The sequence below is a fragment of the Burkholderia diffusa genome (assembly GCF_902499115.1).
Classification (GTDB): Bacteria; Pseudomonadota; Gammaproteobacteria; order Burkholderiales; family Burkholderiaceae; genus Burkholderia; species Burkholderia diffusa.
This window is the reverse complement of sequence record NZ_CABVPN010000040.1, coordinates 1-21,250: the sequence shown is the minus strand read 5'-3', so window position 1 is coordinate 21,250 and position 21,250 is coordinate 1. Positions and strand designations below refer to the sequence as shown.

The following is a 21,250-nucleotide window of genomic DNA, read 5'->3' as shown; positions in this document are numbered from 1 at the left end:
GCCTGCGGGCTTTTTTAACGGCCAACCCATAGGAGATATCAATGGAATTCATCGACTCGATTAAGGCGCGCATCCCCGACTACGCGAAGGACATTCGCCTGAACCTCGACGGCACGATCTCGCGCTCGTCGCTCGAAGGCACCGATGCAGTCGGCGTCGCGCTGGCGGCGGCGGTCGCGGCGAAGAGCACCGTGCTCGTGAAGACGATCCGCGAAGCCGGCGTGCTGTCGCCCGAAGAGACGAACGCCGTGCTGACGGCGGCCGCGCTGATGGGGATGAACAACACCTGGTATCCGTATGTCGAGATGGCCGACGACGCCGACCTGAAGACGCAGCGTGCCGAGCTGCGGATGGGCGCGTACGCGTCGCACGGCGGCGTCGACAAGCGCAGGTTCGAGATGTACGCGCTCGCCGCATCGATCGTCGGCAAGTGCCACTTCTGCGTGAAGTCGCACTATGCGCTGCTGAAGAACGAGCAAGGGATGACGACGACGCAGCTGCGCGACGTCGGCCGCATCGCGTCGGTGATCAACGCCGCCGCGCAGGTGATCGCCGCCGAAGGCGAATAAGCCGTCGCGCAAGCGGCAACGCGGTGCACTGCAGCGGTCATGCGCGCCGCACCGCGCCGCAAATGAAAAATGCCACGCAAGCGCGTGGCATTTTTCATTCCGGCGGCGCAACCGGCGCGCCGCTTCGGACCGGCTTCAGGCGCTCACGCGCCCTGCTTCACCAGGAGTGCAGCGGCCTGCGCCTCGATGCCCTCGCCACGGCCGAGATAGCCGAGCTTCTCGTTGGTCTTCGCCTTCACGTTCACGCGCTCGAGCGGCAGCCCGAGATCGGCCGCGATGTTCGCGCGCATCCCGTCGATGTGCGGCGCGAGCTTGGGCGCCTGCGCGATCACCGTGCTGTCGACATTCTGGATCGTGAAGCCGGCCGCCTTCACGCGGGCGACGCACTCGCGCAACAACACGCGGCTGTCCGCGCCCTTGAACGCCGCGTCGGTGTCCGAGAAATGGCGGCCGATGTCGCCCAGCGCCGCCGCACCGAACAGCGCGTCGGTGATCGCGTGCAGCAGCACGTCCGCGTCCGAATGACCGAGCAGGCCGCGCTCGTAAGGAATCGTCACGCCGCCGATGATGAGGGGGCGCCCAGGGACGAGCTGGTGCACGTCGTAGCCTTGTCCGATTCTGAAATCCATGCGTATTCCGGTTGAGATGAGGTGAAAGTCAGGAAGCGTTCGCGGGGCGCGCGAGGATCGCTTCCGCAAGCGCGAAATCTTCCGGGTACGTGACCTTGAAGTTGCGCAGGCTGCCCTGCACGACGCGTGGCGTATGGCCGGCCCATTCGATCGCGCTGGCCTCGTCGGTCAGGTCGTGCCCTTCGCGCTGCGCGCGCAGGATCGCGTCGCGCAGCATGCCGATGCGGAACATCTGCGGCGTCTGCGCCTGCCACAGCGCGTCGCGCGATTCGGTGCGCGCGATCGCGTCGCCGCCAGCCGGCACGCGCTTGAGCGTATCGGCCACCGGCAGCGCGACGATGCCGCCGACCGGGTCGTCCTTCAGCGTCGCGACGAGCGTGCGGATCAGCTCCGGCGTGATGCCCGGGCGCGCAGCGTCGTGCACCAGCACCCAGTCCTGGTCGCTCGCGCCGAATTCGGCCAACTCGAGCAGCCCGTTGAGCACCGACGCCTGCCGCGAGCCGCCGCCGCAGCGGCGCACCGCGAAACGCAGGCCCGCGAAGCGGCGCGCGTCGAAGTGCGTGTCGTCGGGCGCGAGGACGACGAGCGTCTGCGCGAATTCGCTGCACGCGTCGAACGCGGCAAGCGTGTAATGCAGGAGCGCGCGGCCGGCCAGCGTGCGGTATTGCTTCGGCACGGCCGAACCGGAACGGCTGCCCGTGCCGGCGCAAGGAATCAGGGCGAAAAGTCGGGGAGTCACGAAGGGGAAACGCCGGAAAGATGAAATCGAGAAGCGGATTTTATAATAGGTCTTTCGTCTCGACCGGCGCACCGCGATGCGCCCGTGCCCGCCACCCCTGCCGTCCCTATGCCAGACAACGCTTCCACCCCGTTCGCTTCGCCCGTCGCCCGCGTCAAACCGGGCCAGCGGTTCGCCTTCGACGGCGCGCACGGCTCCGCCGACGCACTCGCCATCGCCCGCTATCTCGCCGACAACCGCGACGCGGTCCCGCTCCTCGCGGTGATCTGCGCGAACGCGGTCGACGCGCAGCGGCTGTCGCAGGAAATCCGCTACTTCTCGCCCGATGCGCGCGTGCGCCTGCTGCCGGACTGGGAAACGCTGCCGTACGACACGTTCTCGCCGCACCAGGATCTCGTCTCCGAGCGCCTCGCGACGCTGCACGACCTCGGCGAGGGTCGCTGCGACATCCTGCTGGTGCCCGCGACCACGGCGCTGTACCGGATGCCGCCCGCGTCGTTCATGGCCGCGTACACGTTCGCGTTCGCGCAGGGCGAGCGGCTCGACGAGGCGAAGCTGAAGGCGCAACTCACGCTGGCCGGCTACGAGCACGTGAGCCAGGTCGTGCGACCCGGCGAATACTGCGTGCGCGGCTCGCTGATCGACCTGTACCCGATGGGCTCGCCGCTGCCGTACCGGATCGACCTGTTCGACGACCAGGTCGACTCGATCCGTGCGTTCGATCCCGATACGCAGCGCAGCCTCTACCCGGTGCGCGACGTGCGCCTCCTGCCCGGCCGCGAGTTTCCGTTCGACGAAGCCGCGCGCACGGCCTTCCGCAGCCGCTGGCGCGAAACCTTCGAAGGCGACCCGAGCCGCGCGCCGATCTACAAGGACATCGGCAACGGCGTGCCGTCGGCCGGCATCGAGTATTACCTGCCCCTCTTCTTCGACGAGACGGCCACGCTGTTCCACTACCTGCCGCCGGATGCGCACCTCGTGTTCACCGGCGACCTCGAAGCGTCGATCCGCCGCTTCACGGCCGATACGAAGCAGCGTCACGCGTTCCTCGCGCACGATCGCGAGCGGCCGATCCTCGAGCCGCAGCGCCTGTTCCTGTCCGACGAGGATTTCTTCGCGTTCGCGAAGCCGTTCGCGCGCGTCGTGCTGCCCGCGCAGCCGGCCGGCGGCTGGGCGACCGGCCTGCCCGAGCTCACCGTCGACCGCCATGCGGACGATCCGCTCGCCGCGCTGCGCACGTACGTCGAATCGTCGGGCAAGCGCGTGCTGCTGACGGTCGAATCGGCCGGCCGCCGCGAAACGATCCTGCAACTGCTCGCCGAGCATCACCTGCGCCCCGCGTCGAACGACCACTTCGCAGGCTGGCTCGAAAGCGACGCGCCCTTCGCGCTCGGCGTCGCGCCGCTCGCGAGCGGCTTCGCGGTGCCGGGCGAAGGCTACGCGATCGTCACCGAAACCGAGTTGTACGGTGCGCTCGGCCGCCGCGCCGGGCGCCGCCGCCAGGAACAGGCGAGCAACGTCGACGCGATGGTGCGCGACCTGTCGGAGCTGAAGGTCGGCGATCCGGTGGTGCATGCGCAGCACGGCATCGGCCGCTACATGGGCCTCGTGTCGATGGATCTCGGCGAAGGCGAGACCGAGTTCCTGCATCTCGAATACGCGGGCGACAGCAAGCTCTACGTGCCGGTCGCGCAACTGCACGTGATCTCGCGTTACAGCGGCGCCGATCCCGACAGCGCGCCACTGCACGCGCTCGGCTCGGGCCAGTGGGAGCGCGCGAAGCGCAAGGCCGCGCAGCAAATTCGCGACACGGCCGCCGAGCTGCTGAACCTGTATGCGCGCCGCGCGGCCCGCGAAGGCCACGCGTTCGCGCTCGACCCGCGCGACTACGTGAAGTTCGCGGAAAGCTTCGGCTTCGAGGAGACGCCCGACCAGGCCGCGGCGATCGCGGCCGTGATCGGCGACATGACGAGCGGCAAGCCGATGGACCGCCTCGTGTGCGGCGACGTCGGCTTCGGCAAGACCGAGGTCGCGCTGCGCGCCGCGTTCATCGCGGTGATGGGCGGCAAGCAGGTCGCGCTGCTGTCGCCGACCACGCTGCTCGCCGAGCAGCACACGCAGACCTTCGTGGACCGCTTCGCGGACTGGCCGGTGCGGATCGTCGAGCTGTCGCGCTTCAAGACCGCGAAGGAAGTGAACACGGCGATCGCGCAGATCAACGAAGGCAGCGTCGACATCGTCATCGGCACGCACAAGCTGCTGTCGTCGGACGTGCAGTTCAAGCGCCTCGGCCTCGTCATCATCGACGAGGAACACCGCTTCGGCGTGCGCCAGAAGGAAGCGCTGAAGGCGCTGCGCGCGGAAGTCGACGTGCTGACGCTCACCGCGACGCCGATCCCGCGCACGCTCGGGATGGCGCTCGAGGGACTGCGCGATTTCTCGGTGATCGCGACCGCGCCGCAGAAGCGGCTCGCGATCAAGACCTTCGTGCGGCGCGAGGAGGAAAGCGTGATCCGCGAGGCGATGCTGCGCGAGCTGAAGCGCGGCGGCCAGGTGTATTTCCTGCACAACGAGGTCGAGACGATCGAGAACCGCAAGGCGATGCTCGAGGAACTCGTGCCCGAGGCGCGCATCGTGATCGCGCACGGCCAGATGCACGAGCGCGAACTCGAACGCGTGATGCGCGATTTCGTCGCGCAGCGCGCGAACGTGCTGCTGTGCACGACCATCATCGAAACCGGCATCGACGTGCCGAGCGCGAACACGATCATCATGCATCGCTCGGACAAGTTCGGCCTCGCGCAGCTGCACCAGTTGCGCGGCCGCGTCGGCCGTTCGCACCACCAGGCGTATGCGTACCTGCTGGTCCACGACCCGCAGTCGCTGACCAAGCAGGCGCAGCGCCGGCTCGAGGCGATCCAGCAAATGGAGGAACTCGGTTCGGGCTTCTATCTCGCGATGCACGACCTCGAGATCCGCGGCACCGGCGAGGTGCTCGGCGACAAGCAGTCGGGCGAGATCCACGAGATCGGCTTCCAGCTTTACACCGACATGCTGAACGACGCGGTGAAGGCGCTGAAGAACGGCAAGGAGCCCGACCTCACCGCCCCGCTCGCCGCGACGACGGAAATCAACCTGCATGCGCCCGCGATCCTGCCGGCCGACTACTGCGCGGACGTGCAGGAGCGGCTATCGCTGTACAAGCGTCTCGCGAACTGCGAGCACGGCGACGCGATCGACGGTATCCAGGAAGAGCTGATCGACCGCTTCGGCAAGCTGCCGCCGCAGGCGCACGCGCTCGTCGAGACGCACCGGCTGCGGATCGCCGCGAAGCCGCTCGGCATCGTCAAGATCGATGCGAGCGAGGCCGCGATCGGGCTGCAGTTCGAGCCGAATCCGCCGATCGACCCGATGCGGATCATCGACATGGTGCAGAAACACCGGCACATCAAGCTCGCGGGCCAGGACAAGCTGCGCATCGAGACGCGCTCGCCCGATCTCGCGATCCGCGTATCGACGATCAAGGAAACGCTGCGCGCACTCGCGCCGCGCGCCGACACGGCGAGCGCGGCACGTTGACCACACGGCCGCGATGCTGCACCGCATCGCGGCCGACGAAGGCGGGCGAACGCGTTTTTGAGTATGATTTTCCCATTCATCAGACGGAGTTTTGCCATGTCCACTCTCGACACGACGGCGCCGTCCGCCGCCGACCAAGGCGACGCTTCGCTCGTCAGCCTGCCCTGGATCAAGCAGTTGGTGTCGATGGACACGACGAGCCGCGTGCCGAACCTCGGCCTGATCGAAACGGTGCGCGACGCGCTTGCCGCGAAGGGCATCGCGTCGACGCTCACGCACGATCCGCGCGAAGGCTGGGCCAACCTGTTCGCGACGGTGCCCGCGCACGACGGCTCGACCGACGGCGGCATCGTGCTGTCGGGGCACACCGACGTCGTGCCGGTCGACGGCCAGCAGTGGGACAGCAACCCGTTCGCGCCGGAGCTGCGCGACGGCCGCCTGTATGGCCGCGGCACGTGCGACATGAAGGGCTTCATCGGCACGGCGCTCGCGCTGCTGCCCGAGATGCAGGCGACGAAGCTCGCGAAGCCGATCCATTTCGCGCTGTCCTATGACGAGGAAATCGGCTGCGCGGGCGCACCGCTTCTGATCGCCGATCTGGTCAAGCGCGGCGTGAAGCCGTCCGGCTGCATCGTCGGCGAGCCGACCAGCATGCGGCCGATCATCGCGCACAAGGGCATCAACGCATATCGCTGCTGCGTACGCGGCCACGCGGCACACTCGTCGCTGACGCCGAAGGGCCTGAACGCGATCGAGTACGCGGCGCGCCTCATCTGCCACATCCGCGACATCGCAGAGCGCTTCCGCGCCGAAGGCCCGTTCGACGAGCTGTACGACGTACCGTTCACGACCGCGCAAACGAGCACGATCCAGGGCGGCAACGCGATCAACACGGTGCCGGCCGAATGCCGGTTCGACTTCGAGTTCCGCAACCTGCCGACGCTCGATCCCGAGCAGATCTTCACGCGCATCGAAGCGTATGCGCAGGAAACGCTGCTGCCGCAGATGCGTCGCGAGCATCCGAATGCGGCGATCGAGTTCTCGAAGATCGCCGCCGCACCCGGGCTCGATGCGACCGAACAGGCCGCGATCACGCAGCTCGTGCGCGCGCTGACGGCCGACCAGGACAAGCGCAAGGTCGCATATGGCACCGAGGCCGGCCTGTTCGAACGCGCGGGCATCCCGAGCATCGTCTGCGGGCCCGGCAACATCGAACAGGCGCACAAGCCGAACGAATATGTCGAACTCGCGCAGCTCGCCGCCTGCGAGCAGTTCCTGCGCAAGTTCATCCGCAGCATGTCGGTCGACGCACACTGACTGCCCCCGCCACGCCGGCCTGCGTGTGCGGGCCGGCCCACCCCGCCACCCGCCACGTCATGTCGACTGAACAACAGGGCACTGCCCATACGACGATCGACGGCGAGCCGATTCCGACGCTCGACGAAATCGCCGCGCAGCATTTCGCGTTGTCGCCGTGGGTCGCGCGCACACCCGTGTTCGAGCGCGCCGACCTGCCTTCCCTCGAGGGCACGCACGTCAACTTCAAGTTCGAGCTGCTGCAGGTGAGTGGCAGCTTCAAGGCGCGTGGCGCGTTCACGCACCTGCTGGCCCTCGACGATGCGCGCAAGAGCGCCGGCGTCACGTGTGTGTCGGCCGGCAATCATGCGGCAGCCGTCGCGTACGCGGCGATGCGGCTCGGCAGCAGCGCGAAGGTCGTGATGTTCCATACCGCGAGCCCGGCGCGCATCGCGCAGTGCAAGCAGTACCGCGCGGAAGTCGTGCTCGCCGGCAGCGCGTCGCAGGCATTCGACCTCGTGCGGCGGATCGAGGCGGAGGAAGGCCGCTTCTTCATCCATCCGTTCAACGGCTATCACACGATTCTCGGCACCGCGACGCTCGGCTACGAATGGGCAACGCAGACGCCCGATCTCGACGCGGTGATCGTGCCGATCGGCGGCGGCGGGCTCGCTGCCGGCATGGCGACCGCGCTGCGGCTCGCGAATCCGCGCGTGCACGTGTATGGCGTCGAACCGGAAGGCGCCGACGCGATGAGCCGCAGCTTCGCGGCGAATCACACGATCACGATGAGCGCGATGCAGACCATCGCCGACTCGTTGATGGCACCGCACACCGAGGAATACAGCTACCAGCTGTGCAGGCGCCACGTCGACCGGATCGTCACGGTGTCCGACGACGCGCTGCGCGCGGCGATGCTGTTCCTGTTCTCGCACCTGAAGCTGGCCGTCGAACCGGCGTGCGCGGCAGCGCTCGCGGCGCTGCTCGGCCCGCTGCGCGAAACGCTGCAGGGAAAGCGGGTCGGCGTACTGCTGTCGGGCACGAACACCGACCCCGCGACGCTCGGCATGCATCTCGCGCACGCGAAACTGCAGCACTGAAGCCGTGCACGGCACCGAGGGTTATCCCCAGTTTATGTTGACAGCCCTGTTGATAACCCGCCGGACATGCACGCAAGTGGTTGAGCGCGCAGCGTTTTACGCGCGCGAAGCACGCCGGACGCGAAATAGGCAGATGCCGTCTTCGAACGCACGTCCCGCGACGTGGCGGCGTCGCGCGCACCACGCGATCGGCGCCGCCGCCATCGCGCTGCTCGCTGGTTGCGCGGCACCACCCTCGCCCGTCATCGACACGCCCGCGGCCTGCGTGCAGCCGGACGCGCACCAGATGCTTCAGGCCGACCTGCTGTTCGGGCGCGCAATCGCCGGACGCGGCCCCGTCACCGATGCGGAACGCGCGGCTTTCCTCGCCGACGTCGTCACGCCGCGCTTTCCGGACGGCTTCACGTACTGGGACACCCACGGCCAATGGCGCGACCGCGCCACCGGCCAAATCATCCGCGAAGCGAGTTTCGTGGTCCGCATCGTCGCCGACGATACGGCCGCCACGCACGCGCGGCTTGCCGAGATCCGGCAAGCGTACCGCGAGCGCTTCCGGCAGGAGTCGGTCGGCATCACGCGCGTGCCGGCCTGCGCGTCGTTCTGACTCGTCCGCATCGACCGACGCGCGGCGATGCGCAAAAAAAACGGGCGCCCGAAGGCGCCCGTCGCATGCGAGACATCCGCGTTTCGCTTACTTGCTCTCGAACATGTCCATGATCTGCTGCTTCTCCTGCTGCGTGACGGGCGGCGGTGCGAGCCCCTCCGAGCCGGCCGAGCCGAGCGCGTCGTTCGCGCTGATCGCGTTCGCGGCCGGGTTGATGTCCACGCTCGCGACGAAGCCGTTGCCAGGCGTGCGATCAGCGTAGTAAAGCTCGCCGTCGATCGACGTCAGCCCGTCCGGCATCGGCATCTGCTGCTCGGGCACGCCGTTCAGCGCGGTGCGCATGTAGTTCACCCAGATCGGCAGTGCGAGCTGCGCGCCGAATTCGCGACTGCCGAGGCTCTTCGGCTGGTCGAAGCCCATCCATGCAACGGCGACGAGCGACTGCTGGTAGCCGGCGAACCAGCCGTCCTTCGCGTCGTTCGTCGTACCCGTCTTGCCCTGCAGGTCGCTTCGGCCGAGCGCGTTGGTGCCCGCGCCCGTGCCGGCCGTCGCGACCGTGTGCAGCAGGCTGTTCATCACGTATGCGTTGCGGCCCTCGATCGTGCGCGGCGCGGTGCCGCCGGCGATCACCGGCTGCGACTTCTGCAGCGGCTGGCCGCGCGCGTCGTCGACTTCGGCGATCAGGTACGGATCGACCTTGTAGCCGCCGTTCGCGAACACCGCATAGCCGGTCGCGAGCTGCAGCGGCGTGACGAGGCCGGCACCCAGCGCCATCGGCAGGTACGGCGGCGTCTTCGCCGGATCGAAGCCGAAGCGCTGCGTCACGTACTCCTGCGCGTACTGCGTGCCGATCGACGCGAGGATCCGGATCGACACGAGGTTCTTCGAACGCTGCAGGGCCGTACGCATCGACATCGGCCCGTCGGGCTGGTCGTCGTCCTTCGGCTCCCACGCGGTGCCGCCCGGCACGCTCGGCGGGAAGTACAACGGTGCGTCGTTGATGATCGTCGCCGGTCCGAGGCCCTTGTCGAGCGACGCCGAATAGATGAACGGCTTGAACGACGAACCCGGCTGGCGCCACGCCTGCGTCACGTGGTTGAACTTGCTCTTGTTGAAGTCGAAGCCGCCGACAAGCGAGCGGATCGCACCGTCCTGCGGCGCGATCGCGACGAGCGCGCCTTCGACCTGCGGCAGTTGCACGACCTGCCAGCCCGCGTTGCCGTCCTTCAGCACGCGCACGATCGAGCCCGGCTTGATCCGTAGCGTCGCGTTCGCGCGCGGGCTCAGCGCGGCCGACACGAAGCGCAGCCCGGCCGGGCCGATCGTCGTCGTCGCGCCGCCGACGAACTGCACCTCGACCGCGTTCGGCGCCGCAGCCAGCACCACCGCCGACTGCAGGTCGCCGTTGTCCGGGTGATCGGCGAGCGCATCGTCGATCGCCTCGTCGCGATCGTCGCCGGCCGCCGGCAGGTTGATCGAGCCTTCCGGCCCGCGATAGCCGTGGCGGCGCTCGTAATCGAGAATGCCGCGACGCACGGCCTGGTACGCCGCTTCCTGATCGGCCGAGTTGATCGTCGTCGTGACGGTCAGCCCGCGCGTATAGGTTTCATCCTTGTACTGCTGATACATCATCTGCCGCACCATCTCGGCGACGTATTCGCCGTGCACCGCGTACTGGTTGCCCGGCGTGCGCACGTGGATCTCTTCCTTCACCGCCTGGTCGTACTGCGGCTGCGTGATGTAGCCGATCTCGAGCATGCGCTTCAGGATGTACTCCTGACGCACCTTCGCGCGCTTCGGATTGACGACCGGGTTGTACGCGGACGGCGCCTTCGGCAGCCCCGCGAGCATTGCCGCTTCCGCGAGCGTGATGTCCTTCAGGTCCTTGCCGAAATACACGCGCGCGGCGGCCGCGAAACCGTACGAGCGCTGGCCCAGGTAGATCTGGTTCATGTACAGCTCAAGGATCTGGTCCTTCGTCAGGGCCTTTTCGATCTTGTACGCGAGCAGCATCTCGTAGATCTTGCGCGTGTACGTCTTCTCGCTCGACAGGAAGAAGTTGCGCGCGACCTGCATCGTGATCGTGCTCGCGCCCTGGCGCGCGCCGCCGTGCATCAGGTCGGCGACGCCCGCGCGCAGGATGCCGAGGAAGTCCACGCCGCCGTGCTCGTAGAAGCGGTAGTCCTCGATCGCGAGCACCGCCTTCTTCATCACGTCGGGAATGTCCTGGAAGCGCACGAGGCTGCGGCGCTCCTCGCCGAACTCGCCGATCAGCACGTGATCGGCCGTGAACACGCGCAGCGGCACCTTCGGCTGGTAGTTGGTCAGCGCATCGAGCGACGGCAGTTGCGGCGCCATCACGACGAGTGCGTAGCCGACGATCAGCGCACCGACGATCGCGAGCGTCGCGAACAGGCCGACGAACCACAGCGCGACGCGCGAGCCGAACGAGCGGCGATCGGCGCCCCCGCCTCCGCTGCGCTGCGCGCGACGGTCGTCGCCGCGGTCGTCGTCATCGGGGTAATAGGCCCCCGACGGCGAACGGCGCAACGTGTAGTGAGGCTCGTTTCGGTCGGAATGAGAAGACGGTCGTTTGATAATTGGCATGTCGGAATGGCGGGCGGCGTGGCGCCCTCGGACGCATGCGGAAAATGCAAGCGGATGAATCAGAGTGGGTGCATCGTGGCAACTGTCACGTCGACAGACCCCGCCGCGCGGCGATCCGTTCCCGCGACGTGACAGCGCATTTTAATGAAATCGACCGATCGGCTTCGCGATTTTTTGTAAAAATTCCCGCACAAGCGTGAATTGCGGAACGTATTGGCGCGATGCTCCGCCTATCATGGACTCGCAACCCGGTGCGTGCCGCGGCGTTTCTTTCAGATGCGAAAGGTTGAAGCCCGCACGCGCATGGCGCTTGAACTCCGGCACTTAAGCCGTATTTAAGGGGCCGGCGGTGTAATATCCGCCAGCTCACGCGGGTCGGAACCGATTCGCGACGGGCATTGCCGCTGACGCGGCACCTTTCAACCACGGAGGATTTCATGTCGCTTTTCGACTCTGTTTCGCGCACGATCAAAGGCCTGCTGAACGATGCGGCCGACTCGGTACAGGATCCGTCGCGCGACGCACGGCAGATCGTGCGGGAGCTCGACGACAGCATCGGCCGTGCCGAGAATTCGCTGATCGAGATCGAGGCACAAGTCGCGACCCAGCGCAGCAAGCGCGATGCGGCCGACGACAAGGTGAAGAAGTACGAGGACGGCGCGAAGCGCGCGCTGCAGGCCGGCGACGAAGCACTCGCACGCGAGGCGCTCGCCGCGCAATCGAACGCGGAAGCCGAGCGCGATGCGCTCGCGGCCGAACTCACGACGCTCGAGCCGTCGGTCGACAAGCTGAAGGGGCAGATCGCGGACATGCGTCAGCGCCGCAACGACCTGAACGCACGCTCGAACATCCTGCAGGCCAAGCAGGAAATCGCGCAGGCGAAGGACGTCGCGGCCAGCGCGCTGGGCGGCATCGGCGGCAAGAACCTGTCCGAGGATTTCCAGAAGCTCGAGGACAAGGTCGCGCTGCAGAACGCACGCTCGGACGCCCGCCTGAATTCGGCCGACACGTCGAGCGGCAAGGCGCTCGACGACAAGCTCGCCGCGCTGAACAAGGGCCCGTCGGTCGAGGACCGCCTCGCCGCGCTGAAGAAGCAGCTCGACACGCCCGCGCAGTAACGGCAACCGCGCCGCGGCCCGCCGGGCCTGCGGCGCGCACCGATCGTCAGGAGACGGGCGCTTGCGCCCGGTTCGACCATGAAGAAATCTCTCGCCGCTCTCGGCCTCTCGCTGATGCTGCTGTCGTCCGCCGCGTTTGCAGTCCCGTCGCTGCAGCAGGTCGAGCAATCGATCGCGCAGCGCAACTGGCAGCAGGCCGACACGCAGCTGTCGCAAGTCATCGACGCGCATCCGAACAACGCGCATGCGCGCTACCTGTACGCACAGGTGCTGGACCGCGAAGGCCGCGCGTCCGACGCGCTCGCGCAACTGCAGCGAGCGAAGTCGCTCGATCCGCAACTGCGCTTCACCGATGCGGCGCGTTTCGCGCAGACCGAATCGCGCATTCGCGCGGACGCCGCGCGCACAAGCGGCAATGCACCGTCGGCCACCCAGGCCGGTTCGTTGCAGTCTTCGCTCGCCCCCGCCGCGCCGGTCGCGAAACACGGCCCGTCGACCGGCATGTGGATCGGCCTCGGGCTGATCGTCGCGATCATCGCGCTGGTGCTGCGCTGGACGTTGCGGCGCGCACGCTCCGCCGATAGCAGCCGCGCCGACGACGAACGCCGCACGCAGTTGAAACGCGCGACCGACGTGCTGAACGACATCCGTCCGCTGAAACTCGACGCGAAGCTGTCGACGGCGCCGGGCGCCGCCGCACTCACCGGCGAACTCGAAGGCATCGAGACCGATGCACGCACGCTCGTCGAGGCGCTGTCGAACGGCAAGAACCCGGTGCCGCCGTATCGCATCGACGAACTCGAACAGCGACATGCGAGCGTGAAGGCACGCGTCGAAGGCCGCCCCGATCCGAGCGCGCAACCCGCGGCGCCCGCAAACGGCAGCGGCTCCGTGTATGCGCAGGAAGCCGATCGCGTGACCGGCATGCAAGGCCAGCCCTATCAGCAGCAACCGTACCCGCAGCAGCCGTACCCGCAACAGCAGCCGCCCGTCGTGGTCCAGCAAGGCGGTGGCTTCGGCGGTGGAATGGGCGGGCTGCTGACGGGCGTGCTGCTCGGCGAGGCGATGTCCGGCGGCCGCGAACGCGTGGTCGAACGCGACGTGATCGTCGACGACCAGCGCCGGCGCCAGGAGAACAACGATCCGGGCTTCGACCTCGGCCGCGGCGACAACTCGAACTGGAGCGACGGCAACGGCGGAGGCAGCGTCGATCTCGGCAGCAACGACGACGGCTGGACCGACGACAACACCTGAGCAGTCCACACGCGGGCGTTGACGCATCGCGCCGCGCCCGCCCCCCTTACACCGCGCTTCCTTTCATTTCCGCTCGCACCGGCGCCCTCCGTGATTTGTTAATCATTTCAAGATGGGCTACCGGCAATGGGGCACGTTCGCTATCATGCGGCCATCGGCGTGCCTCCGATCCCCTCCGACCCGCCAGACGCTTCGCAGCCCTGCGCGTCGCGGCACGCCTCCCCTCGCCCAACCAGGAGAAAGCCGCTCATGAGCATAATCAAGGAATTCAAGGAGTTCGCCGTCAAAGGCAACGTGATGGATCTCGCCGTCGGCGTGATCATCGGCGGCGCATTCTCGAAGATCGTCGACTCGGTCGTGAAAGACCTCATCATGCCGGTGATCGGCGTGCTGACGGGCGGTCTGGATTTCTCGAACAAGTTCGTTCTGCTCGGCACCATCCCTCCGTCGTTCAAGGGTAATCCCGATTCGTTCAAGGACCTGCAGGCTGCGGGCGTCGCCGCATTCGGCTACGGCTCGTTCATCACCGTGGCGATCAATTTCGTGATCCTCGCATTCATCATTTTCCTGATGGTGAAATTCATCAACAAGCTGCGCAAGCCGGAAGAAGCCGCGCCGGCCGCGACGCCGGAAGACACCGTGCTGCTGCGCGAGATCCGCGATTCGCTCAAGCAACGCTGAGCACCGCGCCACGTAGCATCCGCCGGGCCCGCCAAGTGCGGGCCTTTTTCATGGGCACGCGTCGCGCGTGGCCCATCTCACTTTTTTGTGACGCGCGAATGCACGCGCGGGAAAAGCAGGTCTATGATGGAGACTAAACGACAGTACGGGCGCCAAGACGCTGGCTGTGTCGATCATCGTGGCAAGCGGGTCGACGGGAGACATTGATCGTCGTACCGCACGAGTGCAGCATTTTCGTGTGCTATAAAGGATCGACATGCGGCGTACATAGCCGGGAGTGGGTCGCATGAAAGTGCCGCATTTCTTGCAATTGTTTTTGAGGCGAGTGTTTATGTCCTTCCCGAAAAAACGTCGACGTGCGCAACAGGACGGCCAGGAGTCGTTCCTCGCGGTATTGCGCCACTCGAAACCGTTCGCGCAGCTCGACACCAAGATTGCCCGCGCCCGTGCGCAGGACGAACCCGTCCTGTATGCGCATGTGCTGCCCGGCCTCGACGTGCTCCTGTGCAGCGTGCGCGGCGCTCAGCCGCCCTATCCAGCCATCGCCGAACTGCGCAAGCGCTGCATCGAATCGATCGCCAACGCACTCGAACAACCGCTCGACGGCCTCGAGAACGGCGGGTACTGGTACGAGGCGAACGGCTTCGGCTTCCTCGTGTTCGCGAGCCGCGCCCGCGCGCGCATCCTGCCCGAATTTGGTGCAGGCACGAAGGCGAGCCTGCGCGGCGGCCTCGGACGCCAGAACGCCGGCGACACGACACCGCGCTCCCTCGGCTGAACCGACACCGACACGATGGGCCGCCTCCGGGCGGCCCATCGGCCATTCAGGCTTCCCGCTTCACTGTCGCGGCGCGATCATTGCGCCGTCGCGCGCCCGTTGCCGGGCCGGACGATGTCGATGAACGCGGCGAAATCGGCACCGGCAAGCCCCTGCGCGGCGCCCAGCCGCAGCACCTGCTGCACCGTGGCCGATACGGGCATCACCGCGCCGGTGTCGCGCGCCGCATCGGCGATCGCGTCGACGTCCTTCTGGAACGTGCTCAGCGCGCCGATCGGCGGATGACCGCCTGACGTCATGCGCGGCACGAAGGTCTGCAGCAGCACCGAATCGGCCCACCCGCCCGCCAGTGCGTCGGCCAGACGCGCGGCGTCGATGCCGCTCGCCTGTGCGAAGCCGACCGCTTCCGCGATCGCGGTCACCGTCGCGGTGACGATCGCCTGGTTGCAGAGTTTCGCGGTCTGGCCCGCGCCCGCGTCGCCCATGTGCGTGATGCGCGACGCGTAGGTGTCGATCAGCGGCCGCACCGCGTCGAGGTCGATCGCGCCACCGCCCGCCATCACCGCGAGCGTGCCGGCCTGCGCGCCGGGCACGCCACCCGATACGGGCGCGTCGATCCAGCCGACGCCGAGCGCGGCCGCGCGCGCCGCGTAGTCGCGCGTCGCGGCAGGCGGAATGCTCGAATGATCGACGATGCGCTTCAGGCGGCGCGCATTCGCATCGCCGGCGAGGAGCCCGTGCTCGCCGAACGCGACGTCGCCGACCGCACGGCCGTCGAGCACGCACACGAACACCGTGTCGACGCGCTCCGCCAGTTCGCGTGGCGTGTCGACCACCTGTGCACCGTCCTTTTCGAGCGCCTCGGCCTTGGCGCGCGTCCGGTTCCATACGCTGACCCGATGGCCCGCCGCCAGCAAATGCCGAATCATCGGCGCGCCCATCAATCCCGGTCCGCAAAATCCGACTTCCACGATGTTCCTCGTCTCCAATTGGGGTTGCACTTGCCGCCCATCATACCTATCACTCAAGAAGCCGGACACGCGCGGTGCCGCCTCGGGCCCGCCGCTTGCGCGGCCGCACACACCGACATCCCAGGGAGCGCATCATGAGCGACCACGTCTACAAGCTGATTGAACTGACCGGTTCGTCGCGGCAATCGTGCGACGACGCCATCCGCAACGCGATCTCGAAAGCCGGCAAGACGCTGCACAACCTGCACTGGTTCCAGGTCACCGAAACGCGCGGCCACATCGAAGGCGACCAGGTCATCCACTGGCAAGTCACGCTGAAAGTCGGCATGCGTATCGACGACTGACGCACGCGCGTCACGCGCGGTGCACTGGCCGCCGGATGCGTGCAATGCGCATCCGCGCGGCGCCGCGCCCACCCGCATCACGCCCCGTTCGGGTCCCTTCGCGAGGCCCGGCCGGCGTGCGTGTGCGGGTATCCATCTCTTGACGCTGGTTTTCGTTCATATTAAAAACCATATACCCACATCACCCCTCGATCAGCCCAGACATATAAACCGGAGAAATCATGAGTCAGCAACGCGAGGCGATCGACACGTACCTCTTGCGCGTCTTGCACACCTTGTTGATGGAGCGCAGCGTCACGCGCGCGGCCGTCAAACTGAACCAGTCGCAACCGGCGATCAGCGCCGCACTGCGGCGCCTGCGCGACATCACAGGCGACCCGCTGCTCGTGCGCGGCAAGTCCGGCATGGTCCCAACCGAGTACGGATTGCGCCTGCTCGAGCCGGTGCAGAACGCACTGCGCGAAATCGAGCGCATCAAGTTCCAGCAGCACAATTTCGACCCGGCCACGTCGATCCGCTGCTACCGGATCGGCTGCCCCGACTACCTGAACGTGCTGTTCGTGCCGACCGTCGTCGAACGCTTCCGCCAGGCGGCGCCGAACGCGACGCTCGAGTTCCACTCGCTCGGCCCCGCATTCGACTACGAGCTCGCGCTGGAAGACGGCAAGCTCGACATCGTCGTCGGCAACTGGCCCGAGCCACCCGAGCAGTTGCACCTGTCGAACCTGTTCGTCGATGAAATCGTCTGCCTGATGAGCAACACGCATCCGTTCGCGAAGCGCGGCGGGCTCACGCTCGACCAGTACCTGAACGCGCCGCATCTCGCGCCGACGCCGTACTCGGTCGGCCAGCGCGGCGCGATCGACGTGCATCTCGCGCGCGAACGGCTCAAGCGTCACGTGGTCGTCACGCTGCCGTACTTCAACCTCGCGCCGTACGTGCTGGTGAAGTCCGACCTGATCTTCACGACGACGCGCCTGTTCGCCGATCACTACGCGAAGTTCCTGCCGCTGTCGGTCGTGCCGGCGCCGCTCGACTTCCCGCCGATGCAGTACTACCAGCTGTGGCACGAACGCTGCCACTACTCCGACGAAGTGCGCTGGCTGCGCAGCCTCGTCGCCGAAGCAACCCGCACGCTGATCGAGACGTAATCGCGCACGACGCGCGCGGCGGCCATGCCGTCGCGGTGCGGCCCCGTGCAATCGTGGCGTGTGGCGGCCATGGCCTCGGCCACGCGCCCGATCGCAGCGCGACCTTCACATCGATGCGTCAGCGCGACGCCTCCACGAGTGCTTGCGCCAGCGCGTTGTGACGCTCGATGACCGGCGGCAGGTCGAGCGTCGCGAGCCGCCCTTCCCGCACCACCACCTTCCCGTTCACCACCGTGTACGCCGTCTGCGACGGCGCGCAGAACACGAGCGCCGCAACCGGATCGTGCAGCGCGCCCGCGAACAGCGGCTGACGCAGGTCGAACGCGGCGAAGTCCGCGGCCATGCCTGGCTTCAGCGCGCCGATGTCGTCACGGTTCAGCACCTTCGCGCCGCCCAGCGTCGCGATCTCGAGCGCCTCGCGCGCGGTCATCGCGTCGGGCCCGAAACCGACCCGCTGCAGCAGCAGCGCCTGCCGCACTTCCGCAACCATCTGCGCGCCGTCGTTCGACGCGGAACCGTCGACGCCGAGCCCGACCGGCACACCCGCGAGACGCATCTTCTTCACGGGCGCGATGCCCGACGCGAGCCGCATGTTCGAACATGGGCAATGCGCGACGCCGGTGCCGGTGCGCGCGAACAGGCCGATGCCCGCATCGTCGAGCTGCACGCAGTGCGCGTGCCACACGTCGTGGCCGACCCAGCCGAGATCTTCCGCGTATTCGGCAGGCGTCATCCCGAACTTCTCGCGGCTGTACGCGATGTCGTTGACGTTCTCGGCCAGGTGCGTGTGCAGCGACACGCCGTAGTCGCGCGCGAGCACGGCCGCGTCGCGCATCAGGCCGCGGCTCACCGAGAACGGCGAGCACGGCGCGACCACCACCCGCAGCATCGCGTAGCGGCCTTCGTCGTGATAGGTCTCGATCAGGCGCTGCGCATCGCGCAGGATGTCGGGCTCGCGCTCGACGACCGAATCGGGCGGCAGTCCGCCATCGCGCTGGCCGACGCTCATCGCACCGCGGCTCGCATGAAAGCGCATGCCGATTCGCTGCGCGGCGCCGATGCTGTCGTCGAGCCGGCTTCCGTTCGGATAGATGTACAGATGGTCGCTCGACGTCGTGCAGCCCGACTGCAGCAGTTCGGCCATCGCGGTCAGCGTCGACACCTCGATCATCTCGGGTGTCAGGTGCGCCCAGATCCGGTACAGGTTCGTCAGCCAGCCGAACAGTTCGGCGTTCTGCGCGGCCGGCACCGCGCGTGTGAGGCTCTGGTACATGTGGTGATGCGTGTTCACGAGCCCCGGGATCACGAGGTGGCCGCGCAGGTCGAGCACTTCGTCCGCGGTATCGGGCAACTCGGCGCTCGGGCCGACCGCGACGATCCGGTTGTCTTCGATATAGAGCCCCGCGTCGCGCAGCTCGCGGCGTGTGTCGTCCATGGTCACGAGCACGTCGGCGTGCTTGACCAGCAGGGTTCTCGGGCGGGATGAGGAAGAGTTCGGCGCGCGTGCGCCAGCGTGCTGCTCGAGGTTCATGCGTTCTCCGCGTCGGTCTGCCCCCAGGGGCGGTTCCTGGGGACGGTCACACAGCCGTTCGAACGCTGAATCGCGGCACGCTCCGGTGCCTGCGTCCGTTCGAACGCCCTGGCCCGGTTACCCGGCGTGCTCGCCGTCTTCGGGGTGCGCGCGAGCCACGGGCCGACGCGCACGGCGGGAGGATCGCCCAAGCGCGCGCCGCACACAATGCGCGATCCGGAATACTGCGCTTCACGGATTCGATATGGTACGCCGCGCAACGCCCGGCCGAGCGCCCGAAACGGCCGCCGGAAGCCGTATCCGGCGTGCCGTCGACAGCCGCTCATGCGCGGCGCATTATCTTTGATATCGCGCCCGTATTTGCGCGGGGAACCTTTTTACAATGCCTGCACGGCGCTCGCTTCAATCTCGCCGACGGGTATGTAGCCACGTGACGTGGAGCCTCGATCCGCCGCACAGTCAATGGATCGAGTCGCCGCCGAACCTCGCATTCACACAAGGACAATTGCGAATGGGAAAGCTCACTACCCACGTACTCGATACGGCACACGGTCGCCCCGGCGCTGCCATCAAGGTGGACCTCTACGCGCTGGACGGCGAATCGCGCCGCGCAATCAAGACCGTTCTGACCAATAGCGACGGCCGCTGCGACGAACCCCTGCTCGAAGGCGCCGCGCTCGCCGCCGGCGAATACGAACTCGTGTTCCATGCCGGCGACTACTTCGCGTCGCTCGGCGTGAAGGTGCCCGAACCCCGCTTCGTCGACCGCGTCGTCCTGCGCTTCGGCATCGCCGACACCGCATCGCACTACCACGTGCCGCTGCTCGTGTCGCCGTGGTCGTACAGCACCTATCGCGGCAGCTGACAGCGCATCGGCGCCCGACGCATCGGCGCCCGCATCAAAGACAACGATCTGAGTCTGGAGGAGTTTCATGGAAGGCTTCATCACCGACTGGCTGAACCTCGCGCTGCGATGGCTGCACGTCATCGTCGCCATTGCGTGGATCGGCGAGTCCTTCTATTTCGTCGCGCTCGACAACAGCCTGAAACCGCCGACCGACGCGAACCAGCGCAAGCGCGGCGTGTTCGGCGAACTGTGGCACGTCCACGGTGGTGGTTTCTACAACATGCAGAAGTACACGGTCGCCCCGCCGGAAATGCCGGATGACCTGCACTGGTCGAAGTGGCCGTCGTACACGACCTGGCTGTCGGGCTTCTCGCTGTTCTTCGTGCTGTACCTGCTCGCACCGAACACGTACCTGATCGACAAGAGCGTGCTCGACATGGGCCCGGTGGTCGCCGTCGCCTCCGCCCTCGGCTTCCTCGCGGCCGGCTGGATCGTCTACGACTCGCTGTGCCGAATCCTCGGCACCAACGATCGCGTGCTGGGCATCTGCGTCGGCGTCTACGTCGTCGTCGCCGCGTACCTCGCGTGCCACATCTTCTCGGGCCGTGCGGCGTACCTGATCGTCGGCGCGATGCTCGCGACGATCATGTCGGCGAACGTGTTCTTCGTCATCATCCCCGGCCAGCGCAAGATGGTCGACAAGATGCTCAAGGGCGAAGAACCGAACCCGATCTACGGCAAGCGCGGCAAGCAGCGTTCGGTGCACAACACGTATTTCACGCTGCCGGTCGTGTTCGCGATGCTGTCGAACCACTATGCGATGACGTACACGAACAAGTTCAACTGGGTCGTGCTCGTGCTGATCATGCTGGCCGGCGCGCTGATCCGTCAGTTCTTCGTGATGCGTCACCGCGGCAAGCAGCTGTGGTACCTGCCGATCGGCGGTGTCGCGCTGCTGTCGGGCGCACTGGTGTGGACGATGCCGAAGCCGGTCGCGCCGGAAGCGCAGGCGGCCAACGCACCGAAGATCGTGATCAACGACATCATGCCGATCCTGCAGCAGCGCTGCGTCGAGTGCCACTCGGCGAAGCCGACACTGATGGGCAGCGCGCCCGCCGGCGTGATGTTCGATACGCCGGACGAAGTATCGAAGAACGCGCAACGCATCTACGAACAGGCCGTGCGCCTGAAGGCGATGCCGATCGGCAACGTCACGCACATGACCGACGACGAGCGCGTGAAGCTCGCCGCATGGTTCGAGGGTGGCGCGGTCAAGTAAGCCGCCGTGCGCCGGCCGTCGGTTGCCGGCGCAATCCTCTCCGTTCGCGGGCCCGGAAACGGGCCCGTTTTTTTTGCCCGTCCGGAACGTGTGCCCCGCTAGTGTCCTGTTCCGCTGATTCGCGAGCAAAGTCGATGCAGCTTTTCGAGGATGGAATCGGCTGAGGCGGTCCA

The 21,250-nt window shown here is 67.1% G+C and carries 18 protein-coding genes; 13 read left to right on the top strand and 5 right to left on the bottom strand.

The window, feature by feature from the left end; all coding sequences use genetic code 11:
- Positions 1–41: 41 nt before the first annotated feature.
- On the top strand, positions 42–569 hold the full coding sequence (locus BTE28158_RS30125; protein ID WP_044843722.1) for a carboxymuconolactone decarboxylase family protein: 528 nt from the start codon (positions 42–44) through the stop codon (positions 567–569).
- A gap of 143 nt (positions 570–712) precedes the next feature.
- Here BTE28158_RS30125 and ispF read toward each other — a convergent pair whose 3' ends face one another.
- A complete protein-coding gene (gene ispF, locus BTE28158_RS30120; protein WP_057925367.1) occupies positions 713–1,198 on the bottom strand; it encodes a 2-C-methyl-D-erythritol 2,4-cyclodiphosphate synthase in 486 nt (161 codons plus the stop codon).
- 28 nt (positions 1,199–1,226) lie between these two features.
- Positions 1,227–1,937: a 2-C-methyl-D-erythritol 4-phosphate cytidylyltransferase gene (gene ispD, locus BTE28158_RS30115; protein ID WP_059599969.1), complete on the bottom strand. Its 711-nt coding sequence runs from the start codon at positions 1,935–1,937 to the stop codon at positions 1,227–1,229.
- A 108-nt stretch (positions 1,938–2,045) separates the two neighbouring features.
- On the opposite strand from ispD, the gene mfd reads away from it, so the two are divergent.
- The 4 genes from mfd (at position 2,046) to BTE28158_RS30095 (ending at position 8,516) form a co-directional block, all read left to right on the top strand.
- Positions 2,046–5,516, top strand: a complete 3,471-nt coding sequence (mfd, locus tag BTE28158_RS30110; protein ID WP_124902354.1) for a transcription-repair coupling factor — start codon at positions 2,046–2,048, stop codon at positions 5,514–5,516.
- Between the two features lie 96 nt (positions 5,517–5,612).
- Positions 5,613–6,833 carry an acetylornithine deacetylase gene (gene argE, locus BTE28158_RS30105; RefSeq protein ID WP_151048939.1) on the top strand — a complete coding sequence of 407 codons (1,221 nt, stop codon included), beginning with the start codon at positions 5,613–5,615 and terminating at the stop codon, positions 6,831–6,833.
- 59 nt (positions 6,834–6,892) lie between these two features.
- The gene (locus tag BTE28158_RS30100; RefSeq protein WP_151048938.1) at positions 6,893–7,912 is read left to right on the top strand and encodes a threonine/serine dehydratase family protein; all 1,020 of its coding nucleotides are present in this window, start codon (positions 6,893–6,895) and stop codon (positions 7,910–7,912) included.
- A gap of 133 nt (positions 7,913–8,045) precedes the next feature.
- Positions 8,046–8,516, top strand: a complete 471-nt coding sequence (locus tag BTE28158_RS30095) for a DUF3574 domain-containing protein (RefSeq protein WP_059599965.1) — start codon at positions 8,046–8,048, stop codon at positions 8,514–8,516.
- Between the two features lie 87 nt (positions 8,517–8,603).
- Here BTE28158_RS30095 and BTE28158_RS30090 read toward each other — a convergent pair whose 3' ends face one another.
- Positions 8,604–11,123, bottom strand: a complete 2,520-nt coding sequence (locus BTE28158_RS30090; protein WP_151048937.1) for a penicillin-binding protein 1A — start codon at positions 11,121–11,123, stop codon at positions 8,604–8,606.
- A gap of 437 nt (positions 11,124–11,560) precedes the next feature.
- Here BTE28158_RS30090 and BTE28158_RS30085 point away from each other — a divergent pair, with 437 nt between their 5' ends.
- The 4 genes from BTE28158_RS30085 (at position 11,561) to BTE28158_RS30070 (ending at position 14,954) form a co-directional block, all read left to right on the top strand.
- Positions 11,561–12,241 (top strand): PspA/IM30 family protein, encoded by a 681-nt coding sequence (locus BTE28158_RS30085; RefSeq protein WP_044843730.1) that lies wholly within the window; start codon positions 11,561–11,563, stop codon positions 12,239–12,241.
- 78 nt (positions 12,242–12,319) lie between these two features.
- Positions 12,320–13,495: a tetratricopeptide repeat protein gene (locus BTE28158_RS30080; RefSeq protein WP_151048936.1), complete on the top strand. Its 1,176-nt coding sequence runs from the start codon at positions 12,320–12,322 to the stop codon at positions 13,493–13,495.
- A gap of 249 nt (positions 13,496–13,744) precedes the next feature.
- Positions 13,745–14,176, top strand: a complete 432-nt coding sequence (gene mscL, locus BTE28158_RS30075; protein ID WP_034207569.1) for a large conductance mechanosensitive channel protein MscL — start codon at positions 13,745–13,747, stop codon at positions 14,174–14,176.
- 331 nt (positions 14,177–14,507) lie between these two features.
- Positions 14,508–14,954, top strand: a complete 447-nt coding sequence (locus BTE28158_RS30070) for a hypothetical protein (RefSeq protein WP_027784713.1) — start codon at positions 14,508–14,510, stop codon at positions 14,952–14,954.
- A 77-nt stretch (positions 14,955–15,031) separates the two neighbouring features.
- Here BTE28158_RS30070 and BTE28158_RS30065 read toward each other — a convergent pair whose 3' ends face one another.
- Positions 15,032–15,925, bottom strand: a complete 894-nt coding sequence (locus BTE28158_RS30065; RefSeq protein ID WP_151048935.1) for an NAD(P)-dependent oxidoreductase — start codon at positions 15,923–15,925, stop codon at positions 15,032–15,034.
- A 134-nt stretch (positions 15,926–16,059) separates the two neighbouring features.
- On the opposite strand from BTE28158_RS30065, the gene BTE28158_RS30060 reads away from it, so the two are divergent.
- Together BTE28158_RS30060 and BTE28158_RS30055 are read left to right on the top strand one after the other, a co-directional pair.
- Positions 16,060–16,269: a dodecin gene (locus BTE28158_RS30060; RefSeq protein ID WP_006755984.1), complete on the top strand. Its 210-nt coding sequence runs from the start codon at positions 16,060–16,062 to the stop codon at positions 16,267–16,269.
- A gap of 221 nt (positions 16,270–16,490) precedes the next feature.
- Positions 16,491–17,420: a LysR substrate-binding domain-containing protein gene (locus tag BTE28158_RS30055; protein ID WP_059599960.1), complete on the top strand. Its 930-nt coding sequence runs from the start codon at positions 16,491–16,493 to the stop codon at positions 17,418–17,420.
- A gap of 118 nt (positions 17,421–17,538) precedes the next feature.
- On the opposite strand, the gene BTE28158_RS30050 is transcribed toward BTE28158_RS30055, so the two are convergent.
- Complete coding sequence (locus BTE28158_RS30050) at positions 17,539–18,951, bottom strand: 8-oxoguanine deaminase (protein WP_151048934.1); 1,413 nt, start codon at positions 18,949–18,951, stop codon at positions 17,539–17,541.
- Between the two features lie 511 nt (positions 18,952–19,462).
- Here BTE28158_RS30050 and uraH point away from each other — a divergent pair.
- Both uraH and BTE28158_RS30040 read left to right on the top strand, forming a co-directional pair.
- Positions 19,463–19,816 (top strand): hydroxyisourate hydrolase, encoded by a 354-nt coding sequence (gene uraH, locus BTE28158_RS30045; RefSeq protein ID WP_011657188.1) that lies wholly within the window; start codon positions 19,463–19,465, stop codon positions 19,814–19,816.
- A 67-nt stretch (positions 19,817–19,883) separates the two neighbouring features.
- Positions 19,884–21,077: a urate hydroxylase PuuD gene (locus tag BTE28158_RS30040; RefSeq protein WP_059599958.1), complete on the top strand. Its 1,194-nt coding sequence runs from the start codon at positions 19,884–19,886 to the stop codon at positions 21,075–21,077.
- Positions 21,078–21,250 lie beyond the last annotated feature (173 nt).

Excerpts from the sequence above, each read along its gene's own strand:
- BTE28158_RS30050 (WP_151048934.1), bottom strand. The coding sequence starts at position 18,951 with ATGAACCTCGAGCAGCACGCTGGCGCACGCGCGCCGAACTCTTCCTCA.
- uraH (WP_011657188.1), top strand. The coding sequence starts at position 19,463 with ATGGGAAAGCTCACTACCCACGTACTCGATACGGCACACGGTCGCCCC.
- BTE28158_RS30095 (WP_059599965.1), top strand. The coding sequence starts at position 8,046 with ATGCCGTCTTCGAACGCACGTCCCGCGACGTGGCGGCGTCGCGCGCAC.
- BTE28158_RS30100 (WP_151048938.1), top strand. The coding sequence starts at position 6,893 with ATGTCGACTGAACAACAGGGCACTGCCCATACGACGATCGACGGCGAG.
- BTE28158_RS30080 (WP_151048936.1), top strand. The coding sequence starts at position 12,320 with ATGAAGAAATCTCTCGCCGCTCTCGGCCTCTCGCTGATGCTGCTGTCG.
- BTE28158_RS30125 (WP_044843722.1), top strand. The coding sequence starts at position 42 with ATGGAATTCATCGACTCGATTAAGGCGCGCATCCCCGACTACGCGAAG.
- argE (WP_151048939.1), top strand. The coding sequence starts at position 5,613 with ATGTCCACTCTCGACACGACGGCGCCGTCCGCCGCCGACCAAGGCGAC.
- mscL (WP_034207569.1), top strand. The coding sequence starts at position 13,745 with ATGAGCATAATCAAGGAATTCAAGGAGTTCGCCGTCAAAGGCAACGTG.
- BTE28158_RS30055 (WP_059599960.1), top strand. The coding sequence starts at position 16,491 with ATGAGTCAGCAACGCGAGGCGATCGACACGTACCTCTTGCGCGTCTTG.
- BTE28158_RS30070 (WP_027784713.1), top strand. The coding sequence starts at position 14,508 with ATGTCCTTCCCGAAAAAACGTCGACGTGCGCAACAGGACGGCCAGGAG.
- BTE28158_RS30060 (WP_006755984.1), top strand. The coding sequence starts at position 16,060 with ATGAGCGACCACGTCTACAAGCTGATTGAACTGACCGGTTCGTCGCGG.
- BTE28158_RS30085 (WP_044843730.1), top strand. The coding sequence starts at position 11,561 with ATGTCGCTTTTCGACTCTGTTTCGCGCACGATCAAAGGCCTGCTGAAC.
- mfd (WP_124902354.1), top strand. The coding sequence starts at position 2,046 with ATGCCAGACAACGCTTCCACCCCGTTCGCTTCGCCCGTCGCCCGCGTC.
- BTE28158_RS30090 (WP_151048937.1), bottom strand. The coding sequence starts at position 11,123 with ATGCCAATTATCAAACGACCGTCTTCTCATTCCGACCGAAACGAGCCT.
- ispF (WP_057925367.1), bottom strand. The coding sequence starts at position 1,198 with ATGGATTTCAGAATCGGACAAGGCTACGACGTGCACCAGCTCGTCCCT.
- BTE28158_RS30040 (WP_059599958.1), top strand. The coding sequence starts at position 19,884 with ATGGAAGGCTTCATCACCGACTGGCTGAACCTCGCGCTGCGATGGCTG.